Here is a 16,653-nt window from a genome sequence, read left to right on the forward strand (position 1 = left end):
ACACCATCTCGCACTTGTTTGGCAGGCCGGAAGCCATGCGGGCAGCATGGCTTTCAATTCCAAACGAGCAAAACACACAAAAACCCCGTTGCCCTCCGCTCTTCGCTCGCTGCTATCCCGGCCCGCATGTTTCACGTCGCTGAAGATCACGAAGAAGGGGTCACGGGCCGCATTTCACGGCCGCCGCTGGCGCCGCGCATGCACCATGCCTTCTCTCATGACGGAAAGCTCGCGGAGTCGCCGCAGTTCGAGTACCGCCCGCAGCAGCAGCGCATGGCGGAGCTGGTCGGCGCGGCGCTTGATGGCAATCACGCGTTCGTCTGCGAAGCCGCGACGGGAGTTGGCAAATCGCTCGCCTACCTCGTGCCAGCCGTCACGTTTGCGCTGGAGCAAAAGCGCAAGGCCGTCATCTGCACGCACACGATCAATCTGCAGGAGCAGTTGATCACGAAGGACATTCCCATCGTCAAACAGCTCGTCGGCCCCTTTCACGCGGAGATTCTCAAAGGACGCGGCAACTACATCTGCCCCACGCGTCTCAAACGCGCGCTCAACGAATCCGGCGATCTTTTCTCAACCTCCGAAGCCGCCGAACTGAAGCTCCTGCTCGACTGGGTGGCGGAAACGGAGGACGGCACGCTCAGCGATCTCGACTTCACACCCAGCGCCCGCGTCTGGTCGCTCGTGTGCAGCGAGCCGCACGCCTGCACGCCGCGCCGCTGCCCGCCCGGCAGCCGCTGCTGGTATCAGGACGTGCGCCGCCGCATGGAGCAGGCGGATGTCGTCGTGCTGAATCACACGCTCTTCTTCACCCTGCTCGCCTCCGCCGACGAAACCACCGCCGAGGACTGCAACTTCCTCTTCCCGCGGGACTTCGTCATTCTCGACGAGGCACACACCATCGAAAATGTCGCCGCGCGCGCCTTTGGCCTGCACATCAGCGAATCCAACATCAAGTTTGAACTGGGCCGGCTCTACAATCCCAAGACGCGCAAAGGATTCTTCCAGCTCGTCAGCGACAAAGACGGCATTCGCGAAGTACTGCAGACGCTCGAAAATGTGGACACCTTCTTCCGGGCCGTCGAGGCAGGCTGCAAATTCAACGCCCTCGGCCGTGAGTTCCGGGTGCGTGAGCCCAATCTCGTCGAAGACACGCTCGCCCTTCCTCTGCAGCGGCTTTCCCTGCGTGCGCAAAAAGCGGGCGATGCCGTGAACAAGGAAGGCACCAAGCTCGAACTCCTCGACCTTGCCAAACGGCTCACTTCCATCCGCGTTGGCATCAAAGCATTCCTCGACCAGGAGAACGAGGACCACGTGCATTGGGTCGAACGCACCAACACGGAAAACCGCATCGTCTCCTTCCACACCGCACCCGTCGATGTCGCGCCGCGGCTGCGACAGATCTTTTTCGCCAGCGGCAAGGCCTGCGTCTTCACCAGCGCCACGCTCGGTGTCGGCCAAGACGAAGAATTAAATTACTTCCGCAACCGTGTCGGCGCGGAGGAAGCGCGCGCGGCCTGCATTGAGAGCCCGTTCGATTTCCAGAAGCAGATGAAACTGTATCTGTTGAAGAAGATGCCGCAGCCGTCCGAACCGGGCTACCTCGACCAGCTCGAACACTGGATCACGCATTTCATCGACCTCAGCATCGGCCGCGCCTTCATCCTCTTCACCAGCTACAGCCAGATGACTTCGCTGGCGGACAATCTCGAGGAGCACTGCAAAAAACGCGGCTGGCGCCTGCTTGTGCAGGGACGTGGCATGCCACGGCATCAAATGCTTTCTGACTTCAAGAACGACACGCATAGCGTGCTCTGCGGAACTGACAGCTTCTGGACCGGGGTCGATGTGCCCGGAGACGCTCTCAGCAACGTCATCATCACGCGCCTGCCCTTCGCCGTGCCGGATCATCCGCTCACCGCCTCGCGCCTCGAGCATCTCACTGAGCAGGGTCTCAACGCCTTCACCGAATACAGCGTGCCCGAGGCCATTCTCAAACTCCGCCAAGGCGTCGGCCGACTCATCCGCACCGCCACCGACAAAGGCATCTGCGCCATTCTCGACAACCGCATTCTCACGAAGCCATATGGTCGCGCGTTTCTGGCATCTTTGCCAGAGTGCCCGACGGAAGTATTGGGATGATCATGGGAACAGGCCGCGCATCTGCTTCGCCTCATGCACACGCTGGATGCCGAGGCTCAGCGCGGCGAAGCGCATGCCGACGTTGCGTCTGCGGCTGAAGTTCAGGGCCTCCACAAAGGCTTTTTCGAGGATGCGGTAGAGCTTGCTCATCACCTCGCCCTCGTCCCAGAAGAAGCTTTGCAGATCCTGCACCCATTCGAAGTAGGAGACGATGACGCCGCCGGCGTTGCAAAGAATGTCGGGGATCAGGAAGATCTCGGAACGCTGGGAAATGATGGCGTCCGCTTCCGGAGTGGTCGGACCGTTGGCGGCTTCAGCCAGGATGCGGCACTGAATCTTCGCGGCGTTCTCACCCGTGATCTGACGCTCCAGAGCGGCAGGCACTAGGATGTCGCAAGGCGTGATCAGCAATTGCTCGTTGGTGATGGGTTCCGCACCGTCGAAGCCCACGATGCTGCGTGTTTGAGCGACGTGCTCGTCGAGCTTCGCCAGGTCGATCCCGTTCGCATTGTGCAAACCACCATACGCGTCGCTCACGGCGATCACCTTGAGCCCCATGCGCGACAACGAAGCCGCCGCGACCGAGCCGACATTGCCGTAACCCTGCACCACGGCGGTCGCACCCTGTGCGGCGATGCCCACCGTGTCCATCGCACGCGAAATCAGGTAGGCCACACCGCGGCCGGTCGATTCACGACGTCCGAGCGATCCGCCGAGGCTCACTGGCTTGCCCGTCACGACTGCTGGAACACAGTGGCCTGTTTGAAGCGAATACGTGTCCATCATCCAAGCCATCGTCTGCTCATTCGTGCCCATGTCCGGCGCAGGAATGTCGATCTGCGGACCGATGAACGGAATCAGTTCCTGCGTGTAACGCCGCGTCACGCGCTCCAGTTCATTGAGCGAAAGTGCGCGCGGATCGCAGGTCACGCCGCCTTTGGCACCGCCATACGGCAGCCCTGTGAGCGCGCACTTCCAGCTCATCCACATCGCCAGTGCGGCCACCTCACCCAGCGTCACGTCCGGATGAAACCGGGTGCCGCCCTTCGTCGGCCCAAGCGTGAGATGATGCTGGACCCGATAGCCCATGAAAACCTTCGTGCAGTTGTCATCCATTCGCACCGGCATCGCCACGCTCACAGCGCGTTTGGGCATTTTAAGACGGTCTCGGGAACATTCCGGGATCTCCAAAAAATCGGCCACCAAATCAAACTGCTGGCAGGCCATGCGAAAAATCGGAGAGTCATACACCTGGGGGATCATGTTGCTCATGGTGCCGGAGAATACGCACGCCGGAGATTCTGCGAGCACGGAATCTGTCATTGTCAGTCGGGCAGTCTCTCATGTAGAAGATCGCCATGCCCGCAGTCAAAGCGCCCGCCAACCTCCGCCGATTGTTCGATGAAATCGGCACCGTCGATTATGTCGGCATTGAGGAACGCGTGGCCAAATACACCACTCGCAGCATCAAAAAGAAGTCGAAGGTCTTCGGGCTGCGTCTTGCCGTTTCGATGGTCGATTTAACGACGCTCGAAGGCAAGGACACACCCGGCAAGGTCGCCTCGCTCTGTCAGAAAGCGCTTTGCCCGCACGATCAGGGCGACATTCCGCAAACCGCCGCGGTGTGCGTTTATCCCGCGATGGTGAAGCATGCGAAGAAGCATGTCGGCGGCACCCAAGTGAAAATTGCCTCCGTGGCGACCGCGTTTCCAAGCGGACAGGCTCCACTGAAAACGCGCCTCGCCGAAGTTCATGCTGCCGTGAACGATGGTGCCGACGAAATCGACATGGTGATCAATCGTGGCGCCTTTCTCAGCGGTGAATTCGGCCTCATGCAGGACGAAATCGCCGCCGTGGTCGAAGCCTGCGGCGAGGCGACGCTCAAGGTCATTCTCGAAGTCAGCGAACTCGAAACCTACGACAACATCCGCGCCGCGAGCTTTCTGGCGATGCGTGTGATCCGCCCGAACGACTTCATCAAGACCAGCACCGGCAAAACGTCGTCGAACGCCACGCTCGGCAACAACCAGGTCATGCTGGAAGCCATTCGCGATCATTTCCTCGCCACCGGCGTTCCCATCGCCATGAAACCAGCTGGTGGCATCCGCACAGCGAAGCAGGCGCTGCAATTTCTCATCGCCGTCAAAGAAACACTCGGCGACGAATGGCTGAACAACCGCCGCTACCGATTCGGCGCCTCCGCCCTGCTCAACGACCTCGTCCGCCAGCTCGAAAAAGAACGCACCGGCGCCTACCAGGCCCCGTGGAACTTCAGCGAGGCGACCGAAGGCTATTAATTCACCCGGGTATGCCGAAGACATCTTCCAAATCCAAACCGAAGACCAATCCCGCCCGCGAATTCGTGTTTGGCGATCTGTGGGAGTTTGATCCTGCGCCGGAGACAGCGGATCCGAAGGTGAAGAAGAAATATAATCTCTTCATCGGTGGCGCATTCGTGGCTCCGCACTCCGGGAAGTATTTTGCGACGATCAATCCGGCCACGGAGGCAAAAATCGCGGACATTGCGCTCGCGGATGCGTCAGATGTCGATGCGGCCTGCAAGGCGGCGCAGAAGGCGTTCACGACAGTTTGGAGCAAGATGCCTGGGAAGGAGCGCGGGAAGTATCTGTATCGCATCGCACGGTTGCTGCAGGATCATGCGCGGGAGTTCGCGGTGGCCGAGACGATGGATGGTGGGAAGCCGATCAAGGAATCGCGTGACTTCGACGTGCCGATGGCGGCGGCGCATTTCTTTTATCACGCCGGTTGGGCGGACAAACTCGAGTTCCTCGCACCGGGACGCCAGCTCGCACCTCACGGCGTCGTGGGGCAGGTCATTCCGTGGAATTTTCCGCTGCTCATGCTCGCGTGGAAGATCGCGCCGGCCCTCGCGGCGGGAAATTGCGTCGTGTTGAAGCCTGCGGAGACCACCAGCATCACCGCGCTGAAGTTTGGCGAGATTTGCCAGGAGGCCGGATTGCCGAATGGCGTCGTGAACATCGTCAGTGGAGCGGGCGAGACCGGCGCAGCAGTGATCAATCATCCGCTCACCTCGAAGGTGGCCTTCACCGGCAGCACGGAGGTCGGGAAGATCATCATGCGCTCGCTGGCAGGCACGGAGAAGAAGATGACGATGGAACTCGGTGGCAAGGCCGCGAACATCATCTTCGACGATGCGCCGCTTGATCAAGCCGTGGAGGGCATCGTGAACGGCATCTTCTTCAATCAAGGCCACGTCTGCTGCGCAGGCTCGCGTCTGCTCGTGCAGGAAAGCATCGCCGATGAAGTGCTGGCGAAACTGAAACGCCGCATCGCCACGCTGCGCGTCGGCGATCCGCTCGACAAAAACACCGACCTCGGTGCCATCAACAGCGCCGAGCAGCTCGCCAAAATCACCGACCTCGTCAAAAGCGGTGTCGAGGAAGGCGCGGAAAAGCACGACAACGGCTGCAAACTGCCCGCGAAGGGCTTCTTCTTCCGTCCGACGATCTTCGCGAACGTCAGCATGAGCCACCGCATCGCCCGCGAGGAGATTTTCGGCCCCGTGCTGAGCATCCTGACCTTCCGCACGCTGGAGGAAGCCGTCGAGAAAGCCAACAACACCGCCTACGGTCTCAGCGCCGGCGTCTGGACCGACAAAGGCAGCCGCATCCTCAAAATGAGCACGCTCCTCAAAGCCGGCGTCGTCTGGGCGAACACGTATAACAAATTTGATCCCACCAGCCCGTTCGGAGGCTACAAAGAGAGCGGGTTTGGCCGCGAAGGCGGGAAGCAGGGGCTGCTGGATTACTTGAAGGCGCTTTGAGCGCGGCCTGATTTAACAATACAGGAGCTCTAAAATGAAACCCAGAAGATCTATCGCAAGATGTCACGCGGTTTACTCTGTGAAGTTGCGTTGCGGTGGTTATGCTTTGCTTCAGACACTTGATGACACATGCCGCATTGCTGTGTTTGACGAATTTCGTGACAACAATGATTGGAAAGGATTCAACCTGTCGGCGGAGCGTGTTTTGTTTTGCTGCTATGTGACCAAAAACTTTTTCCGTTGCAGCCAAATTGAAAAAATAAAGTCTGTTACAGCTTGTGACGAAATCGTATTCCCCAATGAGTCTATTTCGCTGAATGTGCCTGTGAAAGTCACGCTTTGGCAGGGCACGAAGCAGCAGCGGGATGTCTTGATTATTGGCGAGAGCATATCCTTGTGCAAAACCACTTGGATCGATGGAAGGCCCAAGCTGTCATACAGAAAGCTTCACTCCCGAGATTACGAGAAAGTTAAACATCTCGAACTGGCAGGATTGCGCGGTTATCCGGAATTGAACGAGAGATTGTTTTTATGCCGCAAGTCTGGGCGAAATGTTGACCCACAAAAAGAGATAGCCTTCCAAAGACCTTTGCCACCCGAGTTTGAGACCTATGTCGATATCATAGGTGCGCTCGTGTCGCCATCACACTTCGGTTACTGAGTTTTTCGTCATTCGCCATTCTGGTTTCGTCATTTGCCCGCTCCGCCACATCCAACGCTTCCAATTCATGACCCGCCTTCACATCACCAAAACCCCCAAATGCTATGTCGGCGGAGCGTTCATTCGCAGCGAAAGCGGACGCGTGACCGAGTTGCATGACGCCTCGGGTGCGTTTTTCGCAAACATCCCGCAATGCACGCGCAAAGATCTGCGCAATGCCGTGGAGGCGGCGGCGAAGGCGGGGCCGGGGTGGGCGAAGAGGTCGGCGTTCAATCGCGGGCAGATCTTGTATCGGCTGGCGGAGATGATGGAGGCGCGGGGCGTCGAATTGGCGGACAGCATCACGTTGAGCGGCGTTTCGAAGTCGGAGGCCTCGCGCGAGGTCGCGGCGGCGATTGAGCGCGTGGTGCATTACGCGGGGTGGACGGACAAATACGAGCAGGTGCTCGGCAGCGTGAATCCGGTGGCTTCGGCCCACTTCAATTTCACCGTCACCGAGCCGATGGGCATCGTCGGCATCCTCGCGCCGGATGACGCGCCCGTTTTGGGCCTGCTGTCGCTGATTCTGCCCGCGATCACGAGCGGGAACAGCGTCGTGGCGCTCGCCAGCATCACGCAGCCGTATCCGAGCATCCTCTTGGGCGAAATGCTCGCCACAAGCGACCTGCCCGGCGGCGTGGTGAACCTGCTCACCGGCGTGCGAAGCGAGTTGATCCCCACTTTTGCCACGCACGAGCATCTGCGTGCGATCAGTGGTGTGGCGAATGCGGAGGAGCGCAAGGCGCTGCGCCTCGGCGCGGCGGAGAGCGTAAAGCGTGTGTGTTTGCTGAAGGCCGAGGAACCCATCGACTGGTTAGCGGACAAATTGCAGGGCGCGGAGGAGATTCGGGCGCTGATCGAATTCAAGACGACGTGGCATCCGATCGGCGCTTGAGGTTGCTCTCAGTCGCAGGCGCGTCACTGTGGCGACCTCTATGTCCGCCTACCAGTCTCTCTGCCAAGTCACCTCTGAAATCGCCCTCATCACGTCCACTGAATCGGTGCTGGGGTGGGATCAGGAAACTTACATGCCGGAGAAGGCGCTGGAGCATCGCGCGAGGCAGCTTTCGTATCTGACAGGCAAGGCGCACGCGTTGCTGACCTCGAAGCGGACGCTGAAGCTGCTGGATCGCGCGGAGACGGAGATGCCGGAGAATCCGACGCAGGCGGCGAACGTGCGCGGTTTGCGACGCGACATCGACAAAGCGACAAAGCTCCCGCAGAAACTGGTCGAGGAGGAAAGTGAGGTGACCGCGAGAGGGAAGGCGGCGTGGGCTGAGGCGCGGTCGAAGTCGGACTTCGCGATGTTTGCCCCGCATCTGGAGAAGATCCTTGGCATCGCCCGGAAGAAGGCGGATTTGTTTGGCTACGAAGATGAGCCGTATGACGCGCTGCTGGACCTGTATGAGCGCGGCGCGAAGACGCGTGAGGTGGCGGCGCTGTTTGCCAAACTGCGGCCGCAACTGGCCGAAATCGCACGCGCTGCGGTGGCGAGGTCGAAGAAGGTGAAGCCTGGCGTGCTCAAGGGGCGCTATCCGATCGAGAAGCAGCAGATTTTGAACCGCGAGATCGCGGAGAGCCTGGGGTTTGATTTCGGAGCGGGCCGCATCGACACGACGGCGCATCCGTTTTGCACGACGCTCGGCCCCGGCGACGTGCGACTGACGACGCGCTATGACGAGAAGGATTTTCTGTCGTCGCTCTTTGGCGTGATGCACGAGGCAGGCCACGGTTTGTATGAGCAGGGCCTGCCGGGGCTGGATTACGGCATGCCGAGCGGCAGTGCGGCGTCGCTGGGCATCCACGAGTCGCAGAGCCGTCTGTGGGAGAATCATGTGGGCCGCAGCCGCACTTTCTGGGCGAAATGGCTGCCGCGTGCGAAGGAGCTGTTTCCGCATTTGAAAAAGGTGAAGTTGGACGCCTTCATGAAGGAGATGCTGCGAAGCGAGTTCAGCTTCATCCGAGTCGAGGCGGACGAGGCGACCTACGATCTGCACATTCTGCTGCGCTTTGGCATCGAGCGTCGTCTCGTGAAGGGCGAACTGGCTGTCAAAGATGTGCCGAAGGTGTGGAACGAAGAGTATCGGGAACTGTTCGGCATGACGCCGCCGGATGACCGCCGCGGCTGCTTGCAGGACATTCACTGGAGCATGGGCGGACTCGGTTACTTCGCGACTTACACGCTCGGCAATCTCAATGCGGCGCAGCTTTTCCATGCAGCGAAGAAGCAGAAGAAAATCGCGAACGCGCTGGAGAAGTGCGACTACGCGCCGCTGCTGAAGTGGCTGCGCGACAATGTGCACTCACAGGGTGGTGCGCTGCTGCCGCAGGAGATCATCGAGAACGCGACCGGCAAGCCGACCGATGCGAAATGGCACATCGCGCACCTGCGGGAGCGCTACGTGGGATGAACGGGCTCAGTTCTGCCGCACGTGACGAATTAGGCCAATCATGACGCCCTGAATGAGAAGTTCACGCGCTGGAATGAGGTCAGGAAACTCTGGATTCTCGGCTTTCAGGAAGGGCTGGGTGTCTTTGACGAGGTAGCGCTTGAGTGTCGTTTCACCGTCGATGAGTGCGGCAACAATGTCCCGCGGTCTTGGATCGCGGATTTCGAGGATGACGAGATCACCATCGCCGATGAGGGCGCCGATCATCGATTCGCCGCGGACTTGAAGGGCAAAGCTTTTCGCCGTGCGCGGGATGCCGAGGGTGTTCACATCGACGGAAATGCATTTGTCCGCATGCTGCACCATGTCCGCCGCGGCCATGCCGGCGGGGATTTGACCGAAAACGGGAATGTCGATTATTTCGGCACGGTCAAGATCCTCGGGAAAGACGACGGCGCGTGCTTTGTGAGGATGCCGCTGGATGACACCTTTCTTTTCGAGCGCCCGCAGGTGGCTCATGGCGGCGGTTTGACTGGAAAAACCGAAGTGACGCTGGATATCCCGCGTGGAGGGCATGACGCCGTTCGTGCGCTGGTAGGTGCGCAGGTATTCGAGCAATTCCTGCTGGCGGGCCGTGAGGCGGGTGTCGGTGTCGAGAAACATGAGGAATGTTGGCTGTTCGGGTGAACATTCCTGTTCACAAGGCATGCGCAAGAAGTTTTCCTGCGCCGGATTCGGCGCATAGTCATGAGCATGGCGATTTCGAATCACTTCAAAAACTCCGCATTGCTGCTGATGTCGGCCGTGTTCTGCCACGGGCAGGAAGCAGCCCCCATCAACCCGGCCAAGATGGATAAGACCGGCATGCTGCCACCATTCACCAAAGTGCTGGGCGAGCGCGCGGCCGCAGCATTTGGCAAGCAGGACTGGAAAGCGGCCCGCAAGGCCTATGAAGAGATGTTGGAGCTCGATGATGGCAATGCCCTGATCTGGGCCAACCTAGGAGCAGTGGAGCAGCAAGCCGGCGACGCAAAACGGGCCATCGAATGCTTTGAGAAATCGGTGCAGATCAATCCGCAACTAGCACAGACATGGACCGCGCTGGGACTTCTGATGCAAAACCAAGGGGACACCTATCGCGCCATCTCCTGCTTCACCCGGGCGATCCACGAGGACCCAGAAGACGCCCGAGCGCACAACTTTCTGGCAATCGCCGCCAAGGGACTGGGCTGGACGGACGCCGCAGAGGCAGAGCTGCAGCGTGCGATTGATCTGAAGCCGGACTACGGGATCGCGCACTTCAACATGGCTCTGATGCTGCTGGAACGCCGGCCTCCCGTCATCGAACTGGCGCGACGGCATTATGAAAAGGCTCTGACGCTCGGTGTGGCGAAGGACGACGTGGTGGAACGCCGCTTGAAGGAGTGACGCATGCAGGAAAGCCCCGATTCTTGGAACATCGCCGCACAACTCGACGATCTGCGCGCGCAGGGGCTCTGGCGTGAACTGAGGCCGTTGGACGAAGTGGATGGCGTCATCGTTCGCGCAGGAGACCGGGAGTGGATTAACTTTTCGTCAAACGACTATCTTGGTCTGGCGGGTTCACCTGAAGTGCGCTCAGCGCTCGCAGAAGGAGTGGCCAGATACGGTGGTGGCTCCGGGGCCTCGCGCCTGGTTTGCGGCACTCACCGTGCGCACACCAAATTTGAGGAAGCCTTGGCCGACTTCAAAGGAACCGAGGCCGCCCTGACCTTCAGCAGCGGATTTGCTGTGGCTTTGGGAACGATCCCGGCACTGGTGGGCACGGGTGATACGATCATTCTCGACAAGCTCTGCCATGCCAGTCTGGTCGACGCGGCGAGGCTTAGCGGAGCAACGATTCGCGTTTTTCCCCACAACCACCTCGAAAAGCTCGAACGACTGCTCCAAACGGCCAAGGGCCGCGTGCTGGTGGCAACCGAATCGATTTTCAGCATGGATGGTGACGCGGCTCCGCTACGGGAGATCGTGAAACTTAAGTCTAGATTCGGGGCATGGCTGCTGGTGGACGAAGCGCACGCCGTGGGCGTTCTGGGCCCCCAAGGAAGAGGACTCGCTGCAGAACTCGGAGTCGATCAGCAGGTGGATCTTCATTTGGGCACTCTGAGCAAGGCTTTTGGCCTGAGTGGCGGGTATCTGGCTGCATCAAGACAGGTCATCGACCTATTGATCAACCGAGCCCGCAGTTTCATCTACTCCACAGCCCCACCCGCTCATCTGTCATATGCACTGGGAGTCATGCTCGATTTGGTCCGCAATGAACAGGGAACCACTCTGAGAAAAGCCGTTCACCAAAATGCCCTGAGGATGCAGGAAGTGCTGGCCGAAATAGGAGTCGATCCGCATCCTGCGCCCGGCGCCATCCTCCCGGTTGTCTTGGGTGAATCCTCGAAGGCTATGGCGATCAGCTGCCGCCTGCGAGATAGTGGCTTCCTTATTCCCTGCATTCGCTATCCCACAGTCGCACGAGGCAGCGCCAGGCTGCGCATCACCGTCAGCGCCCTGCATTCCCGCCTCCAGATCGAAGCGCTCGGAGCCGCTTTAAAGAAGGTGCTCCAGCTCAGGGATTTTGAGGTTGTCCCAGAATCTGCAGGGCCCGCCCCCTTGCATCCGTAATCTCTTGTGGATTCAACGAAACTCCATTCCTCCCAGAAGCCATCAGGTTAGTGTGATCCTGCCGATGCTTAAGGAACAAAACGTGACCCAGTTCATGAGCAGCCACACGTGCAACAGCATTGTCCGTTCCGCCTTTCACTTTTGTGAACTCGGGGTTTTCACACACCACAACCGGCTCTCCGTAAAAGAAACCATTGGGGCCCATTTCCTTCACAAAACATACATCAATGGCGGCAGGGCTGAATTCACTCGTGGGAATCGCTGCCTTAACCCAGTTGCGGTCCTTCTCGAACCATTTTTTAGGGGGGATGTTCAAGGCCTGAAGAGTCCCAATGGCTTCAATTTCAAAACGAATGCCCGCCTGGGCCCAGATTACGTTCACATCGTCAAAAATAGCCCGGACACCTGCCTCTGAAAGGGTTGATTGGAGTCTAGGATGAGTCACTGACTGCACCAAATGCACCCGAACTGTCAGAACCAAGGGGGTGGAAGCCTGCAAGGAGCGAGGTGGTAACCACAAGATCAGGAGAAAAACCGAAATTAATGCACGGATCATGCCTCTTGAGTAGCCTCCTTCCGTCCTTCATTCAACTTCTAACAAACCTCCTGCTCCTTTGAGCAATGCACGGCCGAAAGTCAGTACAAAAGCTATATGCGTGCCGCCAACGCGAAAAAACGCCTAAAACATAAAGAAAATACTTTTCAGTGGTTGCGGCACCTGCTATTTAATCTGTCTGAACGGCTCACGTACCATACTTCGAAGCTTCTGCTTCGAAGTATTCCATGCGAGTGTCCGACCTCAACCCAACCAACCTAATACCAAACTAATCAGACTATGAAATCGAACGCATTGCTGAAAACGCTGGGGTTCTTGGCACTGGCCGCCACTCCCGTTGTGGCCGGAACCGCTCCTGCTCCTAAAAACCCGATCGCTCCTTGCCCGAACGACGACCTTGGCATCAACGCCTCCTTGGGCTACGACTCCAGCTATGTCTGGCGTGGCGTCAACTTCGGCTCCAACTGGGTCAGTGCTGGCCTGAACGGAGACATCCTCCTCGTCGGCGGTGCCGGTGAAGACGGCGCTGGCAGCACTTCCCTTCTTTGGGATGTGAACTGGGGCTTCCTTGCTGGTGACAACGATGCGTTTACTCCTGCTTTCGCCGGGATTGGTGTTCCCTTTAACGATAGCAATTCGTTCCAGCGTCTCCAGATGGCTGCGTCCTTCGCGCATGACTTTGGTCCTGCCACCGTGAGCCTTGGCTACCGCTACTTCCTCAACATGGGTGACTTGGCCGATCAGAAGGTCTGGAATGGCCCAACTGTTTTTGGCAATAGCTACCATGGCATGAATGACACTCAGGAAGTTTTCCTCGGCGTCAACACCTCCGTTGGCCCGATCGACCTCGCTTCCAGTGCCAACTATGACATGACCAACGGTGGCTGGTACTTCGACCTCACCGCCAGCACCACGGTTGCTATCACGGACTCCATCAGCTTTGTGCCTAGCTTCAATGTTGGCTACGTCGCAAGCTACAGCTGGCAGTTCACCCCGGATGCCGCCAATAGCTTCCTTGGTGGTGCCGGTGGTATCTTTGGTTCGGGTGTCGCTGAAAGCGGTGGTGACAGCATTTCTGGCTGGACCGCTGCCAACATCAGGCTCGCCTTCCCGATCAAGCTCAACAGCCGTGCGACTCTGACGCCATATGTCGCCGTCAACATGCCCATGGGCGCTCTGAGCAATGTGGCTCAGTCCTCCCAGTCCAATGCAGCGCTTGCTGGTGTTGGCATCAATCCGCCAAGCACCGGCTTTGAAACCGTCTGGTACGCAGGTGCCGCACTGACCATCCGCTTCTAATACCAGTCTTCCCTTCGGAAGATCCGTTCAGAACAGATCAGTCTATGAACCCCCCCGGCCTCACGGTCGGGGGGGTTTTTTGTGTCTGTTGCATTCGTCAAGTTGTCAGCTTTGTGCAGAAACCAACGTGAACCACCAGGGGAGGAGCCAGTGTCATCGGAGTCAATCATCCATTTTCAAGCACCATCAGAGGGGCGGCATGGCAGGGCCCGCTGGAAATGAATTGTCCACGTTGGATCGACAGCCTCACAAATTCCCGAGAATGGCAAAAATTGGCACGGCCTCTGCTCTATCAGAGCCTGCAAGCTGCACGGCCTTCCCGGTCAGTTCGGCGCCTCAACACCAACAATAACTATACTCGACCAACACATGAAGCCCAAAAGCATGACATCCCTCATTGCCAAATCGGTGACCGTTCTCGCTGCCTGCGCAGCTCTGAACGCATCCGCCGGCACTCCCGCCAAGGCGCCGGTAATGCCGGTGACCGAGCCGGAAACCCTGTTCGACTCCGTCGGAGCCGACCTGAGCGTCGCCTACGACAGCCGCTACTACTTCCGCGGTCTGTGGTTCGCAGACAACATCATCTCCTCCTTCATCAATCTCTCCATTCCGGTGATCGGTGGTGCAGCTGAAGACGGCGCTGGCAGCCTGACCTGGGGTCTCGGTGGCGGATATATCTCCTCCCTGCAAACTCCGTTCCAGAATGCTGCCGGTGTGAACACAAGGAACGGTTTCGACTATTCCGAGTATGATCTCTACACGTCTCTTAGCTACGATGTGGGCTTCGCCACCCTTGGGGTCCAGTATCAATACTACGGCTACCCGGACACCTACTCTGGCACCTTCAACGGCGTTTCCAATGCCGCTGGTGATGCAGAACTCGGTCTCACGGGTGCACACGAAGTCGGCGTCACCCTTGCCATTCCGCTCGGTGCCTTCAACTTCTCCACCGGCTACTACTATGACTTGACCATCAATGGTCAGTATTTCCAAGTTGCCGCTGACTACACCTATGCCGTCAACGACTGGCTCAGCATCGTTCCCGCGATTCAGGCTGGCTATGGCATCGACTACTACACCGGCACCCGTGGTCCAACCTTCGCAGGCGTCGCCACTCAGTCGAGCGGCTTCACCCATGTGCTCTTCAGCATCGCCACTCCGATTCAGCTCACGAAGATCGCCACGCTCACTCCTTACGTTGCGTGGAACTTCGCCGGAAGCACCCGCAACTACATGAACGCCACCCACGACAACGAAATGTTCGGTGGCGTGAAGTTGAGCGTCTCCTTCTGATTCCACGCGGGCTTCAGGCCTGCATCTCATCTGATTATTAGGTTGAGCTCCCGGTCAGTTCGCTGGCCGGGAGCTTTTGTTTTGGCGCGGGACGGCTTTCTGTCTAGCATCCGCGCCTCATGACTGAAAAATCGCTGAACTGGAACTCGAGCAACCTCACCCACGGCTGGCAGCGTGGCGTCAATGCCTTCTTCTGGGGCCTAGGTTTCAAACCGGAGGATTTTGACAAAGCCCAGATCGGCATCGGCACGCCGCTGCTTGATGGCAACATCTGCAACGTTCACGCACACGAGCTGGCCCAGCTCATCAAGCAGGGCTGCGCTGATGCAGGTCTCATCGGTTTCCCATTCGGCGTTTCACCCGTCAGCGACAATATCACGCAAGGCAACGTCGGCGGCGCCGCATCCCTTTGCTCACGCAATCTTATGGCGAACGGAGCGGAGATGGTGTGCACCTCGCATTGCTACGATGCCCTCATCGGCCTGCATCACTGCGACAAGAACGGACCCGCTTTTGCGATGGCTCTGGCTCGTACCAACTACCCCGGCCTCATCGTCAACGGCGGTAGCATCATGCCCGGCTGTCACAAGGGGCATTCCACGTCCATCCTCGACGTCTATGACGCCGCCGCGAAGGAGAAGCAGGGAACCATGAGCTATGAGGAGTCGGAACAGATCATCCGCACCGCATGCCCTGGCGCGGGCGGATGTGGCATCGCCGCCTCCTTCAACACCTGGGGCATCGCCCTTGAGGCTCTGGGCCTCAGCCTGCCGGACACTTCCTCCATGCCCGCGATTGAAGCCGGCAAGCGGGCGGAATGTCTGCGTGTCGGCAAGGCCGTGCGCCGCCTGCTGGAGTTGAACCTGCGTCCGCGCGACATCATCACCAAGGCCTCGCTGACCAATGCCATGACCGCCATCGCGGCCATTGGCGGTTCCACCAATGGCGTGCTGCACGTGCTCGCCGTCGCTCGTGAGGCGCAAATTGATTTCACCCTGCATGATGTGCAGGCCATCTGCCGCCGCACGCCCGTGCTGTGTAATTTCGCCCCGCGTGGTCGCGGAACCATGGTCGATCTCCATCGTCTCGGCGGCACCTCGATGCTGCTGAAGCACCTCATGAAGACCGGCCTGCTCGACGGCTCCTGCATCACCGTGACCGGGCAAACGCTCGCGGAAAACCTCGCCAACGCCGCTGAAGTCCCCTTCCCGAACGAACTCATCGCCCCCATCGACGCGCCGTTCAAAGAGTTTGCCGACATTCAGATCTGTTTCGGCAATCTCGCGCCGGACGGCGTTGTCTTCAAAGTCTCCTCACTGGACGAACCGCAGTTCCGTGGCCGTGCCATCTGCTTCCAAGACTCCAAAGGCGTCTCCGATGCTGCCGCAGCAGGCCAGATCAAACCCGGCCACATCGTTGTCATCCGCGGCTGCGGCCCGGTCGCACTCGGGATGCCGGAAATGCATGTGGCCAGTGCCGCGCTCGCCGTGCCCGAATTGTATGGCAAAGTCGCACTTCTCTCCGACACACGTGTCTCCGGAGTCTCGGGCGGTGCTGTCGGCGTTCATTGCAGCCCCGAAGCGGCCGTGGGCGGCCCGATCTCCGTCGTGCAGAACGATGACGAGATCGAATTCGACCTCCTTGCCGGCACGATCCACGTGAATGCCGATCTCGATTCGCGTCCCCGCAGCATCCTGCCTGTGCGCCATCCTTTCGGATACCTGGCCGACTTTGCCGCAACCGTCACTCAGGCTCATCAAGGCTGTGTGCCACGTTGGACACTCGAGCAACGATAAGGACCAGCAACACGCGC

General features: G+C 59.0%; 14 protein-coding genes. 11 read left to right on the top strand and 3 right to left on the bottom strand.

All coding sequences use genetic code 11. The annotated features are described in order from the left end of the window. Nucleotides 1-126 precede the first annotated feature (126 nt). The gene (locus tag KDL09_RS16435; protein ID WP_294387398.1) at nt 127-2,142 is read left to right on the top strand and encodes a helicase C-terminal domain-containing protein; all 2,016 of its coding nucleotides are present in this window, start codon (nt 127-129) and stop codon (nt 2,140-2,142) included. Here KDL09_RS16435 and KDL09_RS16440 read toward each other — a convergent pair whose 3' ends face one another. Next, complete coding sequence (locus tag KDL09_RS16440; RefSeq protein ID WP_294387400.1) at nt 2,143-3,414, bottom strand: Glu/Leu/Phe/Val dehydrogenase; 1,272 nt, start codon at nt 3,412-3,414, stop codon at nt 2,143-2,145. 86 nt (nt 3,415-3,500) lie between these two features. Here KDL09_RS16440 and deoC point away from each other — a divergent pair, with 86 nt between their 5' ends. From deoC to KDL09_RS16465, 5 genes are all read left to right on the top strand, one after another. Then, complete coding sequence (gene deoC / locus KDL09_RS16445; RefSeq protein WP_294387401.1) at nt 3,501-4,439, top strand: deoxyribose-phosphate aldolase; 939 nt, start codon at nt 3,501-3,503, stop codon at nt 4,437-4,439. A gap of 11 nt (nt 4,440-4,450) precedes the next feature. Then, nucleotides 4,451-5,947, top strand: a complete 1,497-nt coding sequence (locus KDL09_RS16450) for an aldehyde dehydrogenase family protein (protein ID WP_294387403.1) — start codon at nt 4,451-4,453, stop codon at nt 5,945-5,947. A gap of 79 nt (nt 5,948-6,026) precedes the next feature. After that, nucleotides 6,027-6,608 carry a hypothetical protein gene (locus tag KDL09_RS16455; protein ID WP_294387404.1) on the top strand — a complete coding sequence of 194 codons (582 nt, stop codon included), beginning with the start codon at nt 6,027-6,029 and terminating at the stop codon, nt 6,606-6,608. Nucleotides 6,609-6,675: 67 nt separating this feature from the next. Further along, entirely contained in the window at nt 6,676-7,542 is an 867-nt protein-coding gene (locus KDL09_RS16460; protein WP_294387406.1) for an aldehyde dehydrogenase family protein, read from the top strand. A gap of 40 nt (nt 7,543-7,582) precedes the next feature. Continuing rightward, nucleotides 7,583-9,058 (top strand): carboxypeptidase M32, encoded by a 1,476-nt coding sequence (locus KDL09_RS16465; RefSeq protein ID WP_294387407.1) that lies wholly within the window; start codon nt 7,583-7,585, stop codon nt 9,056-9,058. A gap of 6 nt (nt 9,059-9,064) precedes the next feature. Here KDL09_RS16465 and lexA read toward each other — a convergent pair whose 3' ends face one another. Next, the gene (gene lexA / locus KDL09_RS16470) at nt 9,065-9,700 is read right to left on the bottom strand and encodes a transcriptional repressor LexA (RefSeq protein ID WP_294387409.1); all 636 of its coding nucleotides are present in this window, start codon (nt 9,698-9,700) and stop codon (nt 9,065-9,067) included. Nucleotides 9,701-9,832: 132 nt separating this feature from the next. On the opposite strand from lexA, the gene KDL09_RS16475 reads away from it, so the two are divergent. Beyond that, nucleotides 9,833-10,465 (top strand): tetratricopeptide repeat protein, encoded by a 633-nt coding sequence (locus KDL09_RS16475; protein WP_294387411.1) that lies wholly within the window; start codon nt 9,833-9,835, stop codon nt 10,463-10,465. 3 nt (nt 10,466-10,468) lie between these two features. Further along, the gene (locus KDL09_RS16480; protein ID WP_294387413.1) at nt 10,469-11,692 is read left to right on the top strand and encodes an 8-amino-7-oxononanoate synthase; all 1,224 of its coding nucleotides are present in this window, start codon (nt 10,469-10,471) and stop codon (nt 11,690-11,692) included. Here KDL09_RS16480 and KDL09_RS16485 read toward each other — a convergent pair. Then, on the bottom strand, nt 11,637-12,248 hold the full coding sequence (locus KDL09_RS16485) for a hypothetical protein (RefSeq protein ID WP_294387414.1): 612 nt from the start codon (nt 12,246-12,248) through the stop codon (nt 11,637-11,639). The genes KDL09_RS16480 and KDL09_RS16485 overlap by 56 nt on opposite strands. Before the next feature lie 279 nt (nt 12,249-12,527). Here KDL09_RS16485 and KDL09_RS16490 point away from each other — a divergent pair, with 279 nt between their 5' ends. The 3 genes from KDL09_RS16490 to KDL09_RS16500 all read left to right on the top strand — a co-directional run bounded on the left by KDL09_RS16490 (nt 12,528) and on the right by KDL09_RS16500 (nt 16,636). After that, on the top strand, nt 12,528-13,547 hold the full coding sequence (locus KDL09_RS16490; protein ID WP_294387416.1) for a hypothetical protein: 1,020 nt from the start codon (nt 12,528-12,530) through the stop codon (nt 13,545-13,547). A 384-nt stretch (nt 13,548-13,931) separates the two neighbouring features. Then, the gene (locus KDL09_RS16495; RefSeq protein WP_294387418.1) at nt 13,932-14,840 is read left to right on the top strand and encodes a hypothetical protein; all 909 of its coding nucleotides are present in this window, start codon (nt 13,932-13,934) and stop codon (nt 14,838-14,840) included. Between the two features lie 119 nt (nt 14,841-14,959). After that, a complete protein-coding gene (locus KDL09_RS16500) occupies nt 14,960-16,636 on the top strand; it encodes a dihydroxy-acid dehydratase (protein ID WP_294387419.1) in 1,677 nt (558 codons plus the stop codon). Nucleotides 16,637-16,653 lie beyond the last annotated feature (17 nt).

It is taken from the genome of Prosthecobacter sp. (genome assembly GCF_020439865.1).
Classification (GTDB): Bacteria; Verrucomicrobiota; Verrucomicrobiia; order Verrucomicrobiales; family Verrucomicrobiaceae; genus Prosthecobacter.